This is a genomic window from Endozoicomonas sp. Mp262 (assembly GCF_025643335.1).
In the GTDB taxonomy this organism is placed as follows: Bacteria; Pseudomonadota; Gammaproteobacteria; order Pseudomonadales; family Endozoicomonadaceae; genus Endonucleibacter.
In genome coordinates, this window is the sequence record NZ_CP092489.1 from 4,703,258 (window position 1) to 4,725,454 (window position 22,197).

Sequence of the window (22,197 nt, forward strand, 5' to 3'; positions counted from 1 at the left end):
CTATGGCTTATCAACCACCCTTTACTATCAATGCTGATATTCTCAATCTGGTGGCCGAGATTAGCCAGCAGGTGGGCAGCCTTGATGTTCGTGGTTTTAACACATCACCGCAACTACGCAAACAAAACCGGATTAAAACCATCACCGGCACCCTGGCTATTGAAGGTAATACCTTAACCGAAGCGCAGATTACCGCCATTGTGGATGGCAAGCCCGTGCTGGGCAGCGTGCGGGAGCTGGCCGAAGTCAAGGGCGCTATTGCAGCCTATGAAGCATTGCCTGGCTATCAACCGGCGAAACTGGACGATTTACTGGCAGCCCATGGTGTCATGATGGGCGATATTCTCACGAATGCGGGCAAGTTTCGCACGAAAGCCGTGGGTATTCACAAAGGCACGGCAGTGCATCATGTTGCTCCGCCTGCCCATCAGGTATCAGGATTAATGGCTGATTTAATCCACTGGTTAGCCCAGGCCAAAGACCATCCCCTGATCACCAGCAGCGTGTTCCATTACGAATTTGAGTTTATTCACCCCTTCAGTGATGGTAATGGCCGTATGGGGCGCTTATGGCAAACCCTGATCTTGTCCCAGTGGCATCCACTGTTTCTCTCTTTGCCTTTGGAAAGCGTGGTTAAAGACCATCAGCAGCGCTACTATCAAGCTCTGGAAGAGGCCGACCAGCAAACCGATAGCAGCCCGTTTATCCACTTTATGCTATGGGCCATTGCTGAAACCTTGAGGCAAAACGCCCCTGTAAACGCCACTGCAAACGCCCCTGAAAATATCCCTGTTGACGTAAACGGACTCAAAACCCCCGAGGCCATCCTGACCTTGCTGACGGCTAATCCGGATATGACACGTCAACAGTTGGCCAATGTTATAGGCAAAGATATCCGCACCATTGGCCGGGCGTTGACCAAGTTGCAACAAGCGGGCAAAGTGACGCGGGTTGGTTCTGATAAAACGGGGCATTGGGAGATTAATCTGTGACAGACTACAAAACCATCGCCGAGTCCAAAAACTTTATTGTTCTGGATAAATACACCCGCGACCATGAGGTTAACGAAAGCTACCAGAGTGAAGATGATCTGGAGCAGGCGCTTATTCGTGACCTGCAAAATCAGGGCTATGAATACGTTTCCGGTTTAAATTCCCCCGATAAAATGCTGGCAAATGTACGTGAGCAGTTGCAAACCCTCAACAATATGGCTTTTTCTGACCATGAATGGCGGCGTTTTGTTGAAACCTTTCTGGATAAGCCCAGCGATAACATTATCGATAAAACCCGGAAAATTCACGATAACCATATTCACGATTTTGTTTTTGATGACGGGCATATCCAGAATATTTATTTGCTGGATAAAAAGACCATTGCCCGTAACAAAGTGCAGGTGATTAAACAGTTTGAACAAACCGGCACCCATGCCAACCGCTACGATGTCACCATTCTCGTGAATGGCTTACCGCTGGTGCAAATCGAGCTGAAAAAACGGGGCGTAGCCATTCGTGAAGCCTTTAACCAGGTACATCGCTACAGCAAAGAGAGCTTTAACAGCGAGCATTCCCTGTATAAATATTTGCAGCTGTTTGTGATCTCTAACGGCACCGACAGCCGCTATTTTGCCAATACCACCCAGCGCAATAAAAACAGCTTCGACTTCACCATGAACTGGGCGAAGGCCGATAATACCTTGATCAAAGATCTGGAAGACTTTACCGCCACCTTTTTTCAGAAAAACACGCTGCTCAAGGTTCTGCTGCAATACTCAGTATTGGATATCAATGATACCTTACTGGTGATGCGCCCCTACCAGATTGCCGCCACAGAACGCATTTTATGGAAGGTAAAAAGCTCCTTTGAAGCCAAAAGCTGGAGCAAACCGGAAAGCGGTGGTTTTATCTGGCATACCACCGGTTCTGGTAAAACTTTAACCAGCTTTAAAGCAGCACGTTTGGCCACTAAGCTGGATTTTATCGACAAGGTATTTTTCGTGGTAGACCGGAAAGACCTGGACTACCAGACCATGAAAGAATACCAGCGCTTTTCGCCCGATAGCGTCAATGGCTCTGATAGTACTGCTGGCCTTAAACGCAATCTGGATAAAGACGATAACAAGATCATCGTTACCACCATTCAGAAGCTCAACAATCTGATGAAAAGCGAGGGCGACCTTGCCATTTACCACCGTCAGGTGGTGTTTATTTTTGATGAATGTCACCGTAGCCAGTTTGGTGAAGCCCAGAAAAATCTGAAGAAGAAGTTCAAACGCTTCTATCAGTTCGGCTTTACGGGTACGCCTATCTTTCCGCAGAATGCTTTAGGTGCGGAAACCACCGCCAGCGTGTTTGGCCGTGAATTGCATTCCTATGTGATTACCGATGCTATTCGTGATGAAAAGGTGCTCAAGTTCAAGGTGGACTACAACGATGTGCGCCCGAAGTTTAAAGCCATCGAAACCGAACAGGACGAGAAAAAGCTCAACGCAGCGGAAAACAAGCAAGCCCTTTTGCACCCGGTCCGTATTCATGAAATCTCTCAATACATTCTGAAACACTACCGCCAGAAAACCCATCGCCTTCAAATGAGTGAAAAAGGCTTCAATGCCCTATTCGCAGTCAGTAGCGTGGATGCCGCCAAGCTGTATTATGAATCGCTCAACCAATTGCAGGCTGACAGCGACAAGCCGCTGAAAATCGCCACTATTTTCTCCTTTGCCGCCAATGAGGAGCAAGATGCGGTGGGGGATATTCAGGATGAGAGCTTTGATGTCTCGGCCATGAATAGCAGCGCAAAAGAGTTTTTAAGCGCAGCGATTAGCGATTACAACGCCTTCTTTAAAACCAATTTCAAGGTCGATAGCAAAGGCTTTCAGAATTACTACCGTGATTTGGCCAAGCGCGTTAAATCAAAGGACATCGATTTATTGATTGTGGTGGGTATGTTCCTCACTGGCTTTGATGCACCTACGCTTAACACCTTGTTTGTAGACAAAAACCTGCGTTACCACGGTTTAATGCAAGCCTACTCGCGCACCAACCGCATTTATGACGCCACCAAGACGTTTGGCAATATTGTTACCTTCCGTGATCTTGAAAGAGCCACTGTGGATGCTATCACCCTGTTTGGTGATAAAAACACCAAAAACGTGGTTCTGGAAAAGAGTTATAAGGAATACATGGAAGGCTTTACGGATTTGGTCACCGGTCAGGCCAGACGCGGCTTTATGGAAGTGGTGAGCGAACTGGAGCAGCGCTTTCCTGACCCTTCGGCTATTGAGAAAGAGTCTGACAAAAAAGCCTTTGCCAAACTGTTTGGTGAGTATCTGCGGGTAGAAAACGTGCTGCAAAACTACGATGAGTTTGCCAGCCTGAAAGCTCTGCAAGACATCGATATAAGCGACCCGGATGCCGTTGAGGCATTTAAGGTCGAGCATTACCTGGATGACGACACTCTGGCTCAATTGCAGACCATACGCCTCCCTGCCGAACGCAAGATTCAGGATTACCGTTCTACCTATAACGATATTCGTGACTGGCAGCGCCGACAAAAATCCTCTGAGGAAAAAGAAAAATCGACTATTGACTGGGATGACGTGGTCTTTGAAGTGGACTTGCTCAAATCCCAGGAAATCAATCTGGATTATATTCTGGAGCTGATCTTTGAGCATCACAAGAAAACCAAAAGTAAAGCCGATTTGGTTGACGAAGTACGCCGTGTGATTCGCGCCAGCCTTGGCAACCGTGCAAAAGAGGAATTGGTGGTTGATTTTATCAATCAAACAGATCTCGATGAGATTGGTGATAAAGCCAGCATTATTGATGCCTTTTTTGCTTTTGCCCAGAAGGAACAACACCGTGAGGCAGATGAACTGATTGATTCTGAGAACCTGAATACTGAGGCTGCCAGGCGGTATATTGCCACATCGTTAAAACGGGAATTTGCCAGCGAGAATGGCACCGAGCTCAATGCCATTCTGCCTAAAATGAGCCCGCTGAACCCACAGTACTTGACGAAGAAACAGAGCGTGTTTCAGAAAATCGTGGCTTTTGTTGAAAAGTTCAGGGGAGTGGGTGGTGAGGTGTAGCTTCCATTGACAGGCACTCGGGGAAGCTGACACTTTTTAGGACTCTGCTTATTTGTATTTCTAGGAGCCTGTCGGACTTAACGCAGGCCTGCTGCGAAAAAGCCTGATTTGGTCATTTTTTATGCTGATTTTCGTTAAATAGAACCACTATTCGCCTCAAATCAGTATGAAAACTGGCTCAAACCGATCTTTTTCTCGCTACGGCTGGTTAAGTCCGACAGGCTCCTAGGCAACGACCTTTATTCAACTGACGAAGCGAATTAAACCATGGACATTCAACACCAACCATCAATGCAGAACCTTATTGAAGACGAAATTGTGGTTGACTGCTATGACAGCGAGGAGGTGGTTAGTGGCTGGTATCACTGGCTATATGATCAGATGAAATTTCCATTTACCGCCCGTTGTATTCACGAAACCCGAGGCTCATTGCTTCGGGTTGACGAAACGGTGACTGTAACCGATATGGGGGATATGGATGAATGTGATGCTGGTATGCGAGTGTTGATCGAATGGAAAGACCGTACATGCTCCGTTCCGCTGGAGCAGCTTGTTTATGAGGGTGAGGATAAAAATACCCAACAGGCTATAAAAGTCTGGAATTACTGGATGCAGCAGGGTTATTCATTCTGACAAACAGTATCAAAACCAATGGAAACACCAGTAATTGTCCAACAAAACATCAATATCTACCGCCTATGCAACCAACTACAATAAAACTTTTCCTCGTTAAAGGCAGCCCAACAGGGCTGCGCACTGCTGAAATACCGAACTGGACGGGCAAGGCTATCGCAGGGCCTCGCAGTGACCTTGATGACTTTCTTGACCGTGAAGAGTTGAGAAGCCCTGTGTTTATCTTCTGACCGGCACTGATTCTGAATCAGGCGAGCCTGTGCTTTATATTGGTGAAGCAGAGAATGTTTCAAAACGCCTGAAACAGCATGCGAAAACAGAGGAAAAGGATTACTGGATTCACACCTCTGCGTTTGTCAGCAAAGATGATAATCTGACCAAAGCCCATATACGCTACATTGAAGGCAAGCTTATCCATGCCGCTTATGCCAGCAAGCGGGCTGCTGTTATGAACAGTGCGTCCAGTGGTTCCTCACTGCCGGAGGCTGATCGGGCAGAGATGGATATTTATATTGAGCGAATGCTACAACTGTTACCTGTTCTGGGGATTCACCACTTTTCAGCCCCGACTGTCTTCTCACAACCTAAACAAGCAGCTTCACTGGAAAAACCCAAGCCACCAGCAATAACCTTCTACTTAAAAGTTAAAGGATTGGTCGCCTCAGGTGCACGCTCTGAGGAAGGTTTCACAGTGTTCAAAGGCTCAAAGGCAGTAACAACACCGGTTAAATCATGCCCAGCTGGTACGCTTAAAGAGCGAGAACTTCTGATTCAAAAAGGGATTATCACCCTTGAAGAAGGCTGCTATTGTTTTGCTGAAGACTATGAATTTAGCAGCCCTTCTTCTGCCGGTGCTTTTATTTCTGGCAGAAGCACTAATGGACTGACGGCTTGGGTGACAGATAGCAAACAGCCACTCAAAGAACTGATCTAAAATAAGCAATTTGTTCCAAAAAATGCTATCAGGAGGTTAGCTGAATGCCACGCCCCAAACAGATCCCAAATATCTACCAGTTAAAAATTAGCCTTAAGGAAGCCAAACCGCCGATATGGCGTCGTGTACTGGTAAACGCAGACATCCCTCTGTCTGACCTTCACTGGGTTATCCAGCTGAGTATGGGTTGGACGAACAGCCATATGCATCAATTTAATCATCACGGCCGCCTTTTTGGAGAGCCAATGAATGATATTTACTGCGACGACTTGAAAACCGAGAACGAAGCTGACACACAACTTTCTCAGCTATTAACAACAGAGAAAGACCGGCTCGGCTATGAATATGATTTTGGTGACAGTTGGTCTCATGCTATCAGCCTTGAAAAAATACTCCCACCCAATCCTGAGCAACCACTGCCTTATTGTATCAAGGGTAAAGGCGCCTGCCCTCCGGAAGATTGTGGAGGTATCTGGGGTTATATGAACTGGGTGGAAGCCCTCAATGACCCTGAACATGAAGACCACGAAGATGCCGTTGAGTACTATGGTGATGAAATATCCGATCCTGATCACTTTGATTTAAAGGTAACCAACAAGGCTTTAAAAACCCTGAAAACTCATCAAATTCTCTCCTCTAACATGCCATCAATGATGGCTTGATACTTCATCAAACTTCCACCTCATACTGCGCCAACTCCGGCGCAGAGCCTTTGATTTCCCCATCTTGCACAAACGCTTTCTGCCCTGCCTCAACTGACTCGCCTTTTACTGTAACCACAGAGCCATCTCTTAACTCTGCCTGACTGGTGCCGTTGCTGTTGTTGGCTGTGATGGTAACAATGGTTCGGCTGCCTTCCGGGATCAGCGCCTTGAACTTTTGCCAGATGTTGGTGGTTGCCATGAGCTACACTTCTTCCATTTGAAATAAGGTGAAAAGCGGTGGATATTACTGAAGAGTATGAAGATGTGCTTCAAAACCTTGAATCCCCTATCATCAGTATTTTTCGTCAATACCCATCTCTAGTTGACTGGGAGGTAAAGCGGGCACTCGAAGCAACAATCGAACACTATAGAGCAGAATACGCTAACCGCCCGCCCAAAAATAAACACTTGTCTGACATTGAGCAGAAGCTCACTCATGCTTTAGTCACCGTCTGTGAGTGGCGGCTCGGTCGCACTGGGATTGAAAGTGTTCTCACACTGAATGAACACTTCACCTTTCAGTTGAAACAAGATGCCCCAAAGAATACGTCAGAAGAATTGCAAAAATGCCTCAAGAGAATCATCAAATCTGTTGACCGATGGCACAGAGAAGGTGGAAAGCAAGGGTATCTGAATTTTTCGCAACAGTTCTTTCCCTGAGTTCAATAATGCCTTTCCAGCTCAATGATTTGAGTAACCTTTGCCATCCTTACCTTAATACGGGTGCTGAGGCATAAGGTACGCCAGTCTCCTCTGATATCCTGAACCTCAACCAGTTTACCCGGTTCTATCAGGCCGGGGGCTGCTTCGCTGTCGGTGAGGGGGATCTCGATGGTAGTGGTGCTCTGGTTGCCGCCTTTGCTGAGTTCGTTTCTGCCTCGCTCGGTGTTGACCTGGGTTTCTGTCAGCCAGTCTTCAAAAATATCCGGGGCGGGATTATCACCAGCTGTACCTTGTCGTTTGACGTTGACGGATACGCCTTCATAAATGCCGGAGACATAAACAGCATTATAGTGTGGTTCCGGTTGCCAGCTCGCACTCAGGCTTATGACCATACTGGCGGGGACTATTTTGTCCATGGTAGTGTCGGGCCAGTTCCATGGACTTTCCGGATAGCGGGGCTGGATAGTGAGAGTGTCTGTGTTTTTATCGGGGATGATAACCGCTCCGGCTGTGGTGGCGATTATGGCCATGACCTGCATAGCCGTTTGGTTCTGGTAACTGAAGGTGTTGCCGGGGATGATCCAGTCAGGGGTGGTGTAATCACCTTCGGTGGGCCAGTTAAGAGTAAAGCCGGTGTTGGTGAGTTCTTCTGTAGCCGCCTGTTTTGCATTGATGCTGGTTGTATTGCTTTTGCTTCTTAGTGGTGCATAGGGTGCGGCTAACAGGCGGGTTCGGCTGGTGCCGTGAATGGTGTAGCGTTCCCGGTTAAATGCCCGGTCGGTGTCATAACGCTCAATCATAAAGACCCACTGCCAGCCGTTAATATCCACTTCAATTTGCTTCATGCCATTACTGTCTGGCTCCACCTGTGCCAGGCTGCTGGCTCCCCATATTTCTCCCCTTAACGACCATGCAAAGCTATCAATATCGAGGCTTATATCCAGTTCCCGCATTTCTAATGGAATACGGTCGGGTAGAGAGACCACAGTGATGGTGTTCATAAAAAGATAGCTGTCCCTGATATCCGGTTGTTCGGGTTCTGGCTTATCGGGTTGGGGTTCTGTCTCGCCGCCGTATTCACTGGTGACATGCTCATCCGTAATTTTCTGACCGAAACCCCACGGGATTTTGACCGGCTGATCCTGTGCCTGATGACTGTAAAAGTGCTGGTTTAGACGAGAATCTTTTGGGCGAATTGCCTGCTTTTCAGGGCGGACGCTAAAACGGAAGTAAACGGCAGGCGTTGATAATGGGCTATAGCGGCGATGGCTAAAGTAAAAATCAAGGAGGATTGAAGCGGCTGGCTGATAGCCTTGATATTCATCCTCTATTTTTTCTGTAAATTCATCCACCCGGTAAAAGGATTCAGTCTGCTGTTTATCCTTTCTGGGAGGGATTTGCCAGTGGTGATCTTGCTGTCGGTCCTGACTCTGAATACTTTGATCCCACGGGCTTTGCTGTTGTTGATCCCTTACCGTTAGCTGAATCCATTGGTCTGTTTTTTTATTGTCTTTGGGCTGAGCCGGTTTAAATCTGGCTGATACATTGACTTCCCTATAGGCCAGCCTGCCCCAGTTAAGCTGAAACAATACGCTGTTTATTGTTGCATTTTTTGAACTAACTGTGTGCTCACTGTATTGCCTGCTGGCATTTAGATACAGGCTTTCTTTGCTGATTTCACAGTTAAAGCCTTTGCTCCATTGCGACTGGTACTCGCTGACCACAGAAGGCGGTGGCAGAAAGATAACGCTGGGTTTGGGATAAAAGCTAAAGCGGGACCTAGGAAGGTAGAATTCAGAAGCAAAAGCAAAGTCTGCCCTGACCGGAGGTTGGTAAGCCATGGTCTTATGACGGGATAATTTCTGGCAATAGTGGACCGTGAGCTAAGGGGCGAGTGTAAGGCTTGGCCTTGAATTGTGCAGTACCTATGGCCTGATTATTTTCCGTATCAAACCACCATTGAGGCTCGGTGCTGTCACCGGTTCCGGCTATGGTGCAAATATAAATATAGCCCTGAAACTGGACAGGGCGGATAACGTCACCTACCTGATAATCAGTGTCCGGTTGCCATGGCTGGCCATAGTTATCCATCGCTAATACCAGCACCTCCCCTTCATAGGGACTGGTATCCAGCGCATAGTCACCGGTGGCCGGATCGCTCAGGGTGCTATCCAGGACTGCATGCCGGGTTTGCTCACTGCCTGCCACTTCCAGTAAGGACTGGGTAATGGCAAAGACCCGCCGTGATACCGGAATACCGTCTTCTGTCACTGTTCCCTGAATGGTGGTAGTGTTGCCATTGCCGGGAATAATAATTCCACCCGCTCCTCCTGTGTCATCTGGGAGACCATTGCCCTCAATCCAACTAACGCCGGAGTTAATAAGGGTTAATGGCGCATCGCCATCGTAGTTGGTTCGAGAGCAGACTAATTTCAGGTCATCTGAAGAACTAAAATCCCCCTGCCATTTTCCGATGCTTAACTGGAAGTTATCGGGAGCAGGAGAACCAGAAACAGCTTCAGGCAGAATAGCCAGGTCTTTGATAAACACATTTTTTGCCACATCAATAGTCGCATCGCCCCTGCCAATGTCTACCTTAATACATGTGTCAAAAATAGTGTTTGAAGTACTGGGATAGTAACCCGCTGTTGTCACTGCGACAGAAGTGCCATTGATATAAATTTTTAAATTACCGTTATCGGCATATTTGCCGGGGTAATCAAAAATAGCCGCTATTTCTATAAGCTCATCAAGGGGCAAAGGATCGACGGTGGTAAACTGAAAATAGCGGGATGGATTATTATATATCTGAATTTTGCAATCCAGCTTGCCATCTGTAAGCCGAACATAGAGAGCGGTATTGCCTTCATTAGTCACTATATTCACCAAGGGGGAGTTATCAGAACCTTCCCCGCGCTCCAGCAGCATCCAGATTTTATGCCTATAACCATTATGGCTAAAATAAGGAACCCCAACATGAAAGCCAAAGGGGCTATACTGGTTTGTCTCCAGATAGCCCTCTATATTGTCCTTATCAAAAAATACCCCCGCCATCAGTCTGCGTCTCCCCGAATCTGCAAGGTAAACCTGTCGTTTTTCTCTGTACCCTGACCGGCCAGCACCGTCCGGCAAATCCACAAAGGAGCCAGACAGCCATCGGTATTAAAGCGAATGGCATTACCCGCAGACCAGCCTGTGCCCCAGCCTTCTTTTTTCAGGGTAAAATAAGGAACATTGGTTTCCGGGTTTATGGGAGCCGTATCGGTGTCGGTATTGCCGGAGGCGATAATCCCCAGTTTTTCTTCCACCACCTGAAAGCTATTGGTACTGGTAAAGAGTATGGCCCACCGACCATCGATAGCGCCTTTATTGGTGACCTCTACCGGGTAGTTAATGGTGTTGTATTGTGCGGTGGTCTGGTCACCGATACGGTCATCACTCCAGTTGGGTGAGCCGTTATCCCACACCTTTTGGCTATAAAAATGGTGAACCCTTGCCTGTAAATCACCATAGACTACGGCACTGCTGACCGTGGTTTCCCCGGCAGGCAAGTCCCAGGGGACAGGGGCGATAATGGACAGCTCACCGTTAATCTGCACATCACTCACCACGCTCATATGTTCCACCCGGTCTTTTGCGGTAAAAGGTGCGGTGAGTGGATTGCCTTCAACATCCATCAGGCTTAACGGATCGGCAAAAGTGATCTGTCCCGCCTCCCGGTCAACGGTATACTGATTAGTATCCAGCAAGGTGCCGTCACTATCTTCAATGATGATCTCTGCCTGATGGTTACGGCTGAGGTTAACTGCCTGACCGGCATTAGGCGTAGCCAAATCTGTGCTGCTGGTGTGATTAATCACCACAATATCGCCGGGACGAAATACCGGCACTTGGCCGTCGGGTGGTAAACGCACCGGGTCCAGTCCAATTAATCCGGCATCCAGCGGCAGGTTGGTTTCTACCACGCAGTTATAGCGAATGCTTTGGGGAATCACATAAATAGACTCAGCCCCATCGGTAAACTGAAGTTCACACCAGCCGGTAGCCGTATCTATTTTTCCCTGAACCTCTGCCGTATTAAACGCGCCATTAAAATCTGCGGTGGCGGTAATGATCTCCGCGTTATCTGCCCGAATCGCAGTGAGCTGCAAGCTTCCAATACGAATGGGAGCGCCCGGTGTTCTGAATGAAACCGCATCGGTTTTAAAGCCCGATCGAATAGTAGCTGCGGCTTCAATAGTGACAGTGCCAGGGACTCCATCGGGATAGCTGGCTAAGGTGGCCATCCCGCCGGTGTAATCAATGGTGCCCACATTGATTCCGGCATTGGTAGCGGTACTGACTGATTTATAAAGCAAACCATCCCGGTCAAAATAGGTATCTCCCTGCCAGCTAAAAATCAAGCTACCCGGTAACAATGGGTCGGCTATTAATGGCAGCAGATCAATGGTGAGTTCAGGATTGCTAATGGTTTCGGTATAAGCGCTATGGCTGAGGCTATTATCCTGGGCTTTGGCTATGACCGTTGAACCTGTAAACAGTTCCGTTTTAGTCACCGTGGTACTGGCCAGGCTAGCACCGCCAAGAGTGCCACCTCCTGTTACTGTGTATTCCGTATAGTCATAATTCTCAATAGCCTGCACACTAAAGGCACCGGTCTGGTAATCCAGGGTACCGGTTAAGCCTTGCCAGCCTCCGGCGGTATCGTCATACAGGGTTTTAGTTTTCTGATGGGTGGTGGTATAACTCTGGAAATCTTTGGTATTGGCGGTATTGGGTACATTGCTGTCACGCTCCACCATAAACTGAAGACTGACCGAGCCAGGTAATAATGGTGCTCCCGAAATAGTGCCGGTCATCATCCCGGCACCGTCAACAGCTACAGAAATATTCCCTCCTGCCACCTCACCTTGCTCATAGCTGATCTCGATCTCAGTACCACTATCCGGCATGGCCTCCAGCTTAAAGCCCAATTCTCCCGACACATAATAAACGGTTCCATGCCCATCCCCGGACAGCACACCATTCCCCTGATCGGTCAGGGTTTTAGTTTCAGTGCTGCTAATATACGTCACCGTCAAACTGCCGGGTTTAATACCAGGCTTTTCGGTGACATGGATAAAAGAGGGAGCATCGGCCACAGCATCCCCGGTATGAATAGCCATTTCATCATCATTCTGTGCCACATAGTTAAAGACAATGGCACTGTCCGGGTCTGGCATAGCATCAAGGGTGAGAGAAACACTGCCGGTAGCAAAATCCATAGTGCCTGTGCCGCTCCCTTCCAGAAGTCCGTTGCCGGGATCAATCAAATCCTGCCATTTGTTCAAGGCAATAAAACTGATGGCGAGCGTCCCCGGTTTAGGTTTGGCCTCGGCCAGATTAAGGGTGTAGTTAAAGCCCCGGTTCTGGTTGGTAATTTCAAGGGAACTGCTAATGGCTGCCCCCACAACGGCTGTTGCAGGGGTATAGGTGACCGAAGCCTGGCCGGTGCTATAACTGCTATTGCGCCAGACATTCAACTCCCCGGTTTCATAATCCAGGGTGATACTGGCAAAGCCGTTAACACCGCTGCTATAGATAAAGCCGCCCTTGTTGTCATCCTGCCAGGTGCCACCTTCAAGGGACAATGTCACACTACCGGGTAAAACGCCGGTTTGCAGAAAAGTACGGCTCTGGTTGCCGGTAATATGAATCAACTGACAGGATACCGAACGACTGCTATCACTGGTGGGCACGAGGTTTTTAGCGGTATAAATGCCGGATTGATCCAGTAGAGGGCTTTCCACCCGAGCCGATGGCACTAAAGGCGCATACACCGAACGCACCTTAACGCTTAAATCCCCCTGAGCAATGTCCGCCTTGGTAGGCTGGATACTGTAATACTTGGCCGCATCTGCAACCTGTGTGGCATTAATAATACTTTTGGGTTTGGTGGTGCCAGAGGGCGTTACCCGACCGCCGGGAAAATTAAAGGCCAATGCCGAGCCGATTTCCATATCCACCTTGCGGCGAACCAGGTCAATATAACTGCCAGTAGCGTATTCATAGGTAAAGGTTTCCAGGGCATGCTCAACCGCTGTGACCCGGATAAACTGCTCATTGCCAGTATCCTCATCCAGCAACCGATACACTTCACCTACCTCCGGCAGCTTCTGTTCTTCCCGCTGAACCGCACCGATGCTTCTCTGCCCGGCCATCTGGTTTCCCAATAACTCAAAACTGGCAATGGTGCTCGGCACCACATAGGCCTCTATCCGGTTACGGGCATCCTTGCGTTCATCGGTCTGGCTATCGGTATTAAACAACAGAACGGAAACATTGGGGTCATTAGGTGGATCAGTGAGGATGACATGACTGCCCAAATACACATCATCATTATCAGTATTTACACCTAAAAACGCCTTTCTTAATGCGACATCTCCAATCGTCCGGTCTATTCTTGAGATATCCTGAAACAGATTATTGATATTACTGTCTATGATTTCATTACCAGTAACTCTGCCACCGCCATCCTCTTCATCGGTAAGACGCTGGCTTTCGAGTAGTTTAATATTTTCACTACCAATTCCCATACTCACTCCTAAAAATTAAAGTTAAGGACTAAAATGAAACGCTACCGGGCAATTTATTCATTATTTTTATTTTATTTGTTGACTGTAACTAGTTTCTGTAATGCAACAGTTTTTGAAGGAATTCCAAGTCCTGATTATTTAGATGATTACCAAACAAAGCATCTTCTTAAACTATTCGTTATTGAATTGAAGGAACATGAAGACTGGCATAATACTCTTGATGGAATAATACAAATCGATCAAAGCTATAAAGCATTTTGGTCATTTTTATCACTTACATTAAATTACTTGCAATCAGCTATAAATGGAGAAACTTATAACATCAATAAACTTAAAAAAGAGTTCCCCATGATGCAGCAAATGATAATAGACCCATTCTCAAAAAATTTACAGATGTTAAAAACCGCTTATGACTATTTACAACAAAACCATGAACTCATGCATATAGAATTCCCACTATAATTAAACGAAGAATAACTGTTCGAAAATCATAATCTTTTTCATAAGATTTTTTTATTAAAAAATTTGAGGTCACTGGTGAATTGATGCTTTTATCAAAAATAACATGAAATTTTCTTTCATCAGAAAAAATCAAACTTAACTTTAGAGTTAGTATGACATGAACGTCTGGTTATATTTTAAAAATTGTGTGCAAAAATACATCCAAACGTTTTTTCAGATTCGGTATTATTCTTGATTATTGCGTTGTCGCCGCTATTTATGCCGCTTTTTTCTTTTCTTTGACTATTCCGTCAGTCAAACTATTAAAATTGAACTCATATTTTTGGCTATATCGGTTCCAGCCCTCACGAATAGGTAATCTGGGGATAATTCCTGCGAGTGCAAATCTTAGCATGCCAGCGGTGGTTGTGTCCTGATCCCGCCAAGGAATCCTTGAAATGCCCACGCTTGCTTGATTTTTACAGACGGTCAACAGTTGCAATAATGCGTATCCAGCCATCTTCAGATGCATCCACCGCAACAGAGTTCTCAGCTTTTGCTGCCATAACTGGCGGCAACCAAATGAATGTTTAATTTGCTGAAACATGGGTTCAACCGGCCATCTTTTCGCATAAATACGAAGGATGTCTATACCTTCAAGTCCAGTATTGGTTGCAATGAATATACGGCTTTCTGTCAGTCCTTTATCATTTTCAAACCGACCCCAGACAACCCGAACCTTGCGGCCTTTCAGGAAGCGAGCCCGACATACCCGGGTGCGATAACGTATCTTTCGAAATCTGCCGTATATTCTTACGGTTGTTTGATATTCCGGTAGCTTCTCCACTTCCGGGGGCGTCATTTTGATGCCATACTTTTTGGGTCGCCCACGTTTTTTTGCAGTGGACTCCAACGGTAAGGCATACAATGCCCGGTTTAACGGGATTTGCCCTACTACTTCATAGCCCATTTCCAGAACGGGTTGCATTAGCGTCCAGTTCATATACCAACAGTCTGTCAGCAAGCGCAGTCCTTGCACCTTCACCTCTTGTCTCACCACTTTTAGCATGGCAACAGCGATTTTTAGCTTACTGGCATTGCCTGAAGCAGGAGATGGAAAGGAAAGCACAGGGATGGCAGTAAATACTTCATCTTTAGCCCGCTCAAATACAACAGCCAGGGATACCCAGCATTGTCCCCAGATATACGTTGGCCGGTTCCTTTTTTTACTGTGCTGGTGATGGGTTCGGCAAGCGGGAGCCTTGTCAGAAAAACGCTCCACCACCCAATCATCAAGACCAATGTTGATAAGTTCACCCCGTGGTACTTTTGAGCATACCAGCTGAATGAGCCGGCATGCGAGGCTCCTCCACCGCCACTTGCCTTGAGAGAGCCAATGGTGGTAACTGCTCCATACGCATTGAAAGTTATTAATAGATAACAGCGCCTGAGTGACAAAGCCTTGCCCGGATAGCATGCAGCCAAAAAGAAGTTCGCAGAACGTAGGTACTGCTGTTGGGGATAGCGCTGAAGCAAGAAACGTTGTATATAAGGCAAGCTCCCGGAGGATCTCTTTATGATCTGAAGTGAGCATAGCAACCATCTTTGTATTTTGTTTGGAGATGGTTGCTATTAACCGATTTCAGATGAAAATCGTACTATTGTTCTTTGGTAACTCTAAAGTCGAGAAAATCAAAGTCATTACTCTATTCGGAGTTTCTACAAGAGCCATCAACTCCAGAATGGTGGCTCTGGTCACCCAGCCTGCTTCATCACCACCAGTTAAGGTAATCGGCCTTCCATACAACTTTGCTTGCTCCTGTACCATCAAAGCCCCCGTCAGACTGCGGTCAATATCCTGGGCCACCGGATTCCAGTCAAACTCATCCACCCAAAGCAGGTCATCGGGCAATTCTATATGGTCGAGCATCATCAGACAGATCGCATCCCTGCATATTTCAGCATATCCAGTAGTTTGATTTCGTCTCGTGGATTTATGCCCACATTGATATTACCGCCGGGGTAGTCCAGGCGAATCACTTTATCTGGCATTGTTTTCTGTTTTGGCGGTTGCTGTGGTGCCTGAATAGCTGGTTGTGCTTTTCTTTCTTCCCGCTTTTGCTGTGCCGACTGCCTGCGTCGTTCATCATAAATCTGGCTATTCAGGTTGAGGGCTTTTTGCAGGTTTTGCTGTGCGGTACTGTCACCGCTGGATTTTGCTTCTTCCAGTTCTGTCTGTAGCTGGCGCTGTCTGGCCTGATATTGGCGTTGTTCTATCTGCTCATTTTTACCCTGTAATCGATCCAGTTCATTTTGCAGACTTTCCAGTGTGCTTTGGCTGCTGTCTACTAATCTTTCCATGCTAGCCTCTGCCTGCTGAATCGAACGGTTCAGCTGATCAAGGCTTTGCTGATCCAGCAGGTTCATGGTACTGGCTGCGGTTTTACCCTGACTGATAAAACCTTCCATGGTGATCTGTCCCTGTTCATAAGCCTCCATCAGCTCTGTAAACGCTATTTTTTGCTCAAGAAACTGCGCCTTGATATAAGCGGCATTGGCTCCGGTTTTGGTTAGCCAGCTATCAATGCCTGTGGGGTCGGCTGAAATAGTTTCGGATAGTCGCTGTGCTTCTGCCTGTGCTGCTTCAAGCTGGTCTTTCAGGCTGGCAATATCATCCTGTGCGTTGCCGGTGGTGCTTTGATCGACACCCTGCACAGACTCAAATGCCTGTACTGCGGCATTACTCATCTGGCCCAATTCATCCGTAAGGCGGGTATAGTAATTTGCCAGAGTAGCAGCGACCGAACCGGCAGCCTCGCTCATTGCCTCTTGTTTGCTGGCGGTTTCTTTGGTGGCTTTGGAGTACTTTTCGGTAGCCTCAGTCACCTGCTCTGTTTTTTCTTGTAGCCCAGTCATGGCTTGCTGGGTTGCGGTCAGGTTTTCCTGAAGCTCCCCCTGGTCCTGAGCTATGTTTTTTGTGGTTTTCTGACTTTCTTCTCGAATAGCCTGTTGGGTTTGTTGGTTACTATCAGTGAAACCCTCAACGATACCTCTGAAAGCAGCCTGAATATCCTTCGCATCCTGTTTGACCTGCTCAGCAAATTGATCACTGGTGGCTTGTAATGATGCTTGAACCCGTTTTGTTTTAGCGACCAGCTCATCCGCATTAAGAAAAGAGAAGAGTTCACTGGCTCCGTTAGCAATTTGAGCAAAGGCGGCACTCACTGCCAGACCAAAAGACTTAACAGCGATGGTGAAGCCATTGAAAAACAGCTTTAGTCCATTACCAGTCATCGTAAAGGACTGGTTTAACCCGGCCAGAGTCTGGCTGATAGCATCACTGGTACTTTTGACCCTGGCGACCACATCATCAAAGGTGATCCCGGCAAAGTTGGCCTTGATAGCCTCGCCCATTTGCACAAAGGCATCACTGATAGATTGTGCCAGCCTGAACAAACGACCATCTTCGCTCATACGAGTGATCTGCTCAGCAATGGCTTTTAACTGAGCCTTGGCGTACTCCAGCGCACCACTTTGGGCAATTTCATCCAGAAAGTTTTTCCAGCTGTCTTTCAGGTTGCTGACATAGCCTGATAACAGGCTCATATTCTCTGCGGCAGCACCAGAGGCACTTTTACCAATCTCATTAATCAGCAGTTTGATGGTTTCCTGGCCGAGCTTGCCTGCGGTGGAGAGCTTTTGAAGTTCCTGTACGTTTTTGCCCGTGGCTTTTTCCAGCAGCGACCAAACCGGTACACCCCGCTCTACCAACTGCAAGATTTCTTCACCTTGCAACTTTTGTTTCGCCCATGCCTGACCGACGGCTAAGGTGATACCATTCAGCCGTTCCATCCCACCGCCGAGCTTGGATGCCTGGTCGACAATGGCCTGCATGGTGCCATCCATAGGATCGAGGCCGAAGGCTTTCAGGCGGACAAAGGATTCTGCAACCTGTTCAAGTTGGTATGGGGTATCCCGAGTAAACTGTTTGATCCACTCAATAGCTTTTTCGCCGCCTTCCAGTGAACCCATAATGGCATTGAGCTGAACCCGTAAACGCTCGAATTGATCGCCAGTATTCAACAAACCGGTAACGGCACCTTTTAACCCATAAAGGCCAACAGTCGCCCCGATCAATGCCGCAAAACGACCAGATAAGCGCTGAATACTGCCAGAAGCTTTCTCAGCATCCTTGGCGACCTTTTTAAAAGCCGTTTGTTTCAGGGCTGTAGCAGCCCGTCTGGCCTTTTGATCAAACTGCTCAAAAGCTTTGCTGGTTTGGGTTATTTCTCCTTTTAGTTTCTTCTGCTGAGCTGACAGATGCTTATGAGAGAGTCCCGCTTTCGTTAATATCCCCCTTAATGCTTCCAGCCGAGCACGTTGCTTTTGGTAGGCGGCACTGGTATCCGATGCGGCCCGACGGGCAGCCCGCAGTTGCTTTTCCAACTGTTGTGTCGGCTTGTCTGCTTTTTTATAGGCAACGGCTAATTTTTCTACCTTGTTTCTGGCCGCAGCATAGTCAAGATTCGCCTGGCGCACCGATTGGATTTGCTGCTTAAACGATGCCAGCAGCTTATCCTGATTACTCAGCTCAGTGAGTTTATTCTTTAACTGGCGGGCTTCGCTGCGGAATTTTTCCAGAGATGCCGAGGACCGCCGCACAGGGCGAGACAGGGTATCCCTGGCTTTAAGTACCAATCGAATGGCAGACTCTTTGATGGACATGGGTTAACTCGCCAGATCCAGCTGCATAAACTGACTTAAGCCATTGCCGCTGATAGTGGTATCCGCCAATACATCCAGTTGCAGGGTAATACTGGCAAAGTCATCACTGATAAAGCCCAGGTTTTGCACCGGGCTAAATTTCACCCGGTGAACCCGGATATTAAACGGGCTGCCTTCCTGGGCATCATTCAAGCCCTCCATAAACAACACAAACTCTTTACCCGAATTCACCAGCGCCTGCACCATACTGGCAGCCACCGGCGTATAGCTGACTTTGACGCCCTGATTATCAATACCACCGCCATCAACCACCTTGATGCCACTGGCAACCCGGACATAATCATCCCCTTCGGTGAGTACTGTATCCAAGGAGTCTTTGACGGTAATGGATTGACTGCTATCGGGCAGCTTATCGAAAGGGATCAGTTCATCGGCAATACCAAACGAAGCCTGCTCTTCATCAACCACCGGGGTAACCGCCACACTTTCAATGCCAGCGCGAAGGGCTAAAGCAAGATTATCCGGGGTAAAGTCATGGGCATTCAAAGCAGCAGTCACACCCGAAACCCGGCTGAGGACATTACGATTGCCGCCACCACCCAGATAATTCTTCAGCTCTTTCCGATCTTCTTCAAAACTGAAAGTAAACTCACTGACGTTGCCAATGGGCAATAAAGGCGCGCTTTTATCATAGGGCTGGATATGAATCTGACCCGCACCAATAAAACTACGTTCTTGTAGGCTCATATAAACAATCCTTGTTGGTGTTTTGAGGGAATTTAAAGAATGGCTTCCACCGTCAAGGTGATATCCGCAAAGGACAACTGACTGTGGCCAGGGGCTATATCAAATTCGGTTTCGCTGAGGCTGTGTTTAATAGACGCCGGGCAGAGTTTTTCGTTCAGGGGAAAGACCTCCCTCACCTGCCGGGCATACTGCAATAATTCCAGAGTGGTCTCAGCCTGTGTTTTGAGGGCTACGCTGATGATAAATGAAAACTGATAGCGGGCTTTGCTCCCCTGGCGATTGATTTCACGCAATGTATCCAGCTGCACCAGAATCGCCGGAAACTGATCGCCATTATCGATCCCCGTGGCTGAATAACCAAGAAGTACATTATCTATTACGGCAGCCAACTTACTGGTAATGGCATCAACAATGATAGCTTCAGGACTCGATATGGAAGGCATAATGGAGTTCCTGTTTCACCAGGGTGATGTAGCGTTGTTCAAGTGATGGCTCAATATCCTTTAACGCCCGTGCCGCATCGTCATGAAAGCTGTTCTTCTCCAATTTAATGGGCAACCCCATCCACATCATGCGTCCCTGGCGACGTGAGCGCACATATCGGTGACGCCATTCTTTTTTACGCTTAAATACCTGAGCACCATTGCCTGTTAAACGCGGCACAATAAATGCGCCCTGCCAGAATATCCTGCCGGTTTTAACCCCCTTGGCCATGCGCAGGGGTTTGCCGTAATAATGAGCCGCAATTTCACTGGTGCCGACAAAAATACCCAGCGTGTATGCGTTGACCACCACATTACCGGAAGGACCATAACTTGGCGTATAGAGTTTAACCTTCAATCTTCTGAGTTTTTTTAGCTGCTTCTGGGTAATGGGGTGAGCCCGGCTGATTGCCCTTAATACCTGCCGCTCTGCATACACAGACAGTTTGCGCATAGCCCGATGAACAGCCCGGTTAACCTTTTCAGGGGCACTGGCAAACTCACGCTGATAGCGTTCTAGGCCACCGTCAATCCATAAGTCGTAAGTGCTATTGCTCATGGAGATTCCAGGCCACAAACTGGCCATCGTCTTTTAGCTTTCGATCCACACGCCATGCCTGCCCTTCTGCTTCAACCCTGTCACCCCGGTTAAGAAGAATATCACTCGCCAGAGTGATCACAGAAAGCTGCTCCATCAACGCATCAAAGCTACCCGTAGCCACTACTTCACGGCTGATGATCGCCTGCGTTGTTATGACAGCCTCACCTGGACGAACGACCTGAACCGGTTGACCCAGGGTTGCCAGCACGACTTGATCCAGTTGCTTTAACTCATCTTGCACTTGATCACCGCCCGGGGCTTGAGACAAATGGGTAGAGGGTTGGACTGGGTGTGGATCTGTACGCCCTTATCAAAGTCCAGAATCTTCTGTTTAGCGTAGCGAGGCAGCCCAATGGTATTGACCGTTTCAATAAAATCCGCCGGAGCAAACCAGGTTTTGAAGATGCCAGTGCCTTCAGGGATCACATAGGCCTCATCGGCTTTGATAAACGGGATATCACCCACCTGCCCCCGGTATTCTTCCCAGTCAATATCACCGAAACGGAAGCCTGCCTTTGGATCATTGCGAAGCAGAGCACTGTCCTGGTAACGGTGGTAAGCATCTTTCACATACTCATGACCCACCAAACCATCGTAGAAATCAGCGCCACAAAATGCCCTTAATCCCGAGTAAGGCTGGGCACCTAATGCGGCATCCACTTTACGGCGGAGCTTCACCGACTCAATGCGCACATCGGTCAGCTCATCACTGAACTTGTAGGTATGGGTCTGTTGCTGAACACCAAACTCCTGAAACAGGTCGTAAATCACACTGCTGCCATCGGCATCGAGAATCTGGCCTTTCAGCGCACCCAGTCTCAAGTGTTCGAGAGTCACCTCATGGTTGGCATTCATATCGGCCAGGCGCTGGTTCACCACTGTCTTCACTCCTTCCAGGGCACTTTCTGAACCGAAGGCCCGCACGTTACGCACTTCATCAGCAATAATGGTGGAATCATAGGGAATATGGGGAATCACAAAACTGCGTACCTGACGTTTACCGCCTCGGGCTTGGGGAGCCGGAGCGCCTCGTTCGGTGGTGGGCAACAACTTCAACTCACCGTTGCGGGACTCAACAATGGCCGTGGTGGTATTGATGCCACTTTCCGTAAACAGCCCCAGCTCACCAATACGACCCGGCTTATAGGACTGATCATTCAGCGTTGCGGTCAGGCTGGTTAAGCTGAACGCATCGTCGTTAAATATATCCAGCAGGCTCATGCGCTTTCTCCCTGTCGCAGAATAATGTTCAGTGCTTCCAGCTCATTGGTTGCAGTGGCTTTCTGTTCATCGGTGATGGCCTCTGGCCAAATAAGCAGGACTTCATCCACTTCTGCCAGCCGGGCAATAATTACGGCTTCACCGCCGGTTGCATCCGTCGCCACATGATCCCAGAGCACCCCTACAGCCATTTGCAGACCATTATCTGCTACAAGATCCAGCGGGCCATAGACATCGGTGGCAGTGTTTTTGCCAAGCACAGTCCCTGGCAACAGCGTCAGATCCGGAGCCAGTTCGACCAACTCCCGGCTGATTGAGTTATTTCCTTCAGACACAATAAATTCGCCAGTGTGTACCGGCTCGATTTTTACGGGCATAGGGTCA

At 48.0% G+C, this 22,197-nt stretch carries 21 protein-coding genes; 8 read left to right on the top strand and 13 right to left on the bottom strand.

Annotated features, from left to right (window positions below):
* The first annotated feature begins 2 nt into the window (after positions 1–2).
* From MJ595_RS20880 to MJ595_RS20905, 6 genes are all read left to right on the top strand, one after another.
* Positions 3–992: a Fic family protein gene (locus MJ595_RS20880; protein WP_263080043.1), complete on the top strand. Its 990-nt coding sequence runs from the start codon at positions 3–5 to the stop codon at positions 990–992.
* The gene (locus MJ595_RS20885) at positions 989–4,087 is read left to right on the top strand and encodes a type I restriction endonuclease subunit R (protein ID WP_263080044.1); all 3,099 of its coding nucleotides are present in this window, start codon (positions 989–991) and stop codon (positions 4,085–4,087) included. Before MJ595_RS20880 ends, MJ595_RS20885 begins: the two co-directional genes overlap by 4 nt.
* Positions 4,088–4,354: 267 nt before the next feature.
* Positions 4,355–4,720: a calcium-binding protein gene (locus tag MJ595_RS20890; RefSeq protein ID WP_263080045.1), complete on the top strand. Its 366-nt coding sequence runs from the start codon at positions 4,355–4,357 to the stop codon at positions 4,718–4,720.
* Positions 4,721–4,785: 65 nt separating this feature from the next.
* On the top strand, positions 4,786–4,950 hold the full coding sequence (locus tag MJ595_RS20895) for a hypothetical protein (protein WP_263080046.1): 165 nt from the start codon (positions 4,786–4,788) through the stop codon (positions 4,948–4,950).
* Between the two features lie 29 nt (positions 4,951–4,979).
* The gene (locus tag MJ595_RS20900; RefSeq protein ID WP_263080047.1) at positions 4,980–5,654 is read left to right on the top strand and encodes a GIY-YIG nuclease family protein; all 675 of its coding nucleotides are present in this window, start codon (positions 4,980–4,982) and stop codon (positions 5,652–5,654) included.
* A 44-nt stretch (positions 5,655–5,698) separates the two neighbouring features.
* Positions 5,699–6,316, top strand: coding sequence for a plasmid pRiA4b ORF-3 family protein (locus MJ595_RS20905; protein WP_263080048.1), 618 nt, complete (start codon positions 5,699–5,701; stop codon positions 6,314–6,316).
* Between the two features lie 7 nt (positions 6,317–6,323).
* On the opposite strand, the gene MJ595_RS20910 is transcribed toward MJ595_RS20905, so the two are convergent.
* Entirely contained in the window at positions 6,324–6,557 is a 234-nt protein-coding gene (locus tag MJ595_RS20910) for a hypothetical protein (protein WP_263080049.1), read from the bottom strand.
* A gap of 38 nt (positions 6,558–6,595) precedes the next feature.
* Between MJ595_RS20910 and MJ595_RS20915 the strand changes: the two genes are divergently transcribed.
* Positions 6,596–7,018 carry a hypothetical protein gene (locus MJ595_RS20915; RefSeq protein WP_263080050.1) on the top strand — a complete coding sequence of 141 codons (423 nt, stop codon included), beginning with the start codon at positions 6,596–6,598 and terminating at the stop codon, positions 7,016–7,018.
* A 2-nt stretch (positions 7,019–7,020) separates the two neighbouring features.
* On the opposite strand, the gene MJ595_RS20920 is transcribed toward MJ595_RS20915, so the two are convergent.
* Genes MJ595_RS20920 through MJ595_RS20930 form a run of 3 tightly spaced genes read right to left on the bottom strand, consistent with a single transcriptional unit; the run spans position 7,021 to position 13,596 of the window.
* On the bottom strand, positions 7,021–8,862 hold the full coding sequence (locus MJ595_RS20920; RefSeq protein WP_263080051.1) for a hypothetical protein: 1,842 nt from the start codon (positions 8,860–8,862) through the stop codon (positions 7,021–7,023).
* 4 nt (positions 8,863–8,866) lie between these two features.
* Positions 8,867–10,075 carry a hypothetical protein gene (locus tag MJ595_RS20925; RefSeq protein WP_263080052.1) on the bottom strand — a complete coding sequence of 403 codons (1,209 nt, stop codon included), beginning with the start codon at positions 10,073–10,075 and terminating at the stop codon, positions 8,867–8,869.
* Complete coding sequence (locus MJ595_RS20930) at positions 10,075–13,596, bottom strand: hypothetical protein (protein ID WP_263080053.1); 3,522 nt, start codon at positions 13,594–13,596, stop codon at positions 10,075–10,077. The genes MJ595_RS20925 and MJ595_RS20930 overlap by 1 nt, the downstream gene beginning before the upstream one ends.
* A 33-nt stretch (positions 13,597–13,629) precedes the next feature.
* Here MJ595_RS20930 and MJ595_RS20935 point away from each other — a divergent pair, with 33 nt between their 5' ends.
* Positions 13,630–14,058, top strand: a complete 429-nt coding sequence (locus MJ595_RS20935) for a hypothetical protein (RefSeq protein WP_263080054.1) — start codon at positions 13,630–13,632, stop codon at positions 14,056–14,058.
* A 256-nt stretch (positions 14,059–14,314) separates the two neighbouring features.
* On the opposite strand, the gene MJ595_RS20940 is transcribed toward MJ595_RS20935, so the two are convergent.
* The 9 genes from MJ595_RS20940 to MJ595_RS20980 are packed head-to-tail and all read right to left on the bottom strand — an operon-like array spanning position 14,315 to position 22,190.
* A complete protein-coding gene (locus MJ595_RS20940; RefSeq protein ID WP_263078492.1) occupies positions 14,315–15,640 on the bottom strand; it encodes a transposase in 1,326 nt (441 codons plus the stop codon).
* Positions 15,641–15,679: 39 nt separating this feature from the next.
* Entirely contained in the window at positions 15,680–15,970 is a 291-nt protein-coding gene (locus tag MJ595_RS20945; RefSeq protein ID WP_263080055.1) for a hypothetical protein, read from the bottom strand.
* Entirely contained in the window at positions 15,970–18,762 is a 2,793-nt protein-coding gene (locus tag MJ595_RS20950; protein WP_263080056.1) for a tape measure protein, read from the bottom strand. The genes MJ595_RS20945 and MJ595_RS20950 overlap by 1 nt, the downstream gene beginning before the upstream one ends.
* 3 nt (positions 18,763–18,765) lie before the next feature.
* Positions 18,766–19,509, bottom strand: a complete 744-nt coding sequence (locus tag MJ595_RS20955; protein ID WP_263080058.1) for a hypothetical protein — start codon at positions 19,507–19,509, stop codon at positions 18,766–18,768.
* A gap of 32 nt (positions 19,510–19,541) precedes the next feature.
* Positions 19,542–19,952, bottom strand: coding sequence for a hypothetical protein (locus MJ595_RS20960; protein ID WP_263080060.1), 411 nt, complete (start codon positions 19,950–19,952; stop codon positions 19,542–19,544).
* On the bottom strand, positions 19,930–20,550 hold the full coding sequence (locus MJ595_RS20965; RefSeq protein ID WP_263080062.1) for a hypothetical protein: 621 nt from the start codon (positions 20,548–20,550) through the stop codon (positions 19,930–19,932). The genes MJ595_RS20960 and MJ595_RS20965 overlap by 23 nt, the downstream gene beginning before the upstream one ends.
* The gene (locus MJ595_RS20970) at positions 20,540–20,833 is read right to left on the bottom strand and encodes a hypothetical protein (protein WP_263080064.1); all 294 of its coding nucleotides are present in this window, start codon (positions 20,831–20,833) and stop codon (positions 20,540–20,542) included. Before MJ595_RS20970 ends, MJ595_RS20965 begins: the two co-directional genes overlap by 11 nt.
* Entirely contained in the window at positions 20,818–21,813 is a 996-nt protein-coding gene (locus tag MJ595_RS20975; RefSeq protein WP_263080065.1) for a major capsid protein, read from the bottom strand. Before MJ595_RS20975 ends, MJ595_RS20970 begins: the two co-directional genes overlap by 16 nt.
* Entirely contained in the window at positions 21,810–22,190 is a 381-nt protein-coding gene (locus MJ595_RS20980) for a head decoration protein (RefSeq protein WP_263080068.1), read from the bottom strand. Before MJ595_RS20980 ends, MJ595_RS20975 begins: the two co-directional genes overlap by 4 nt.
* Between the last annotated feature and the right edge of the window lie 7 nt (positions 22,191–22,197).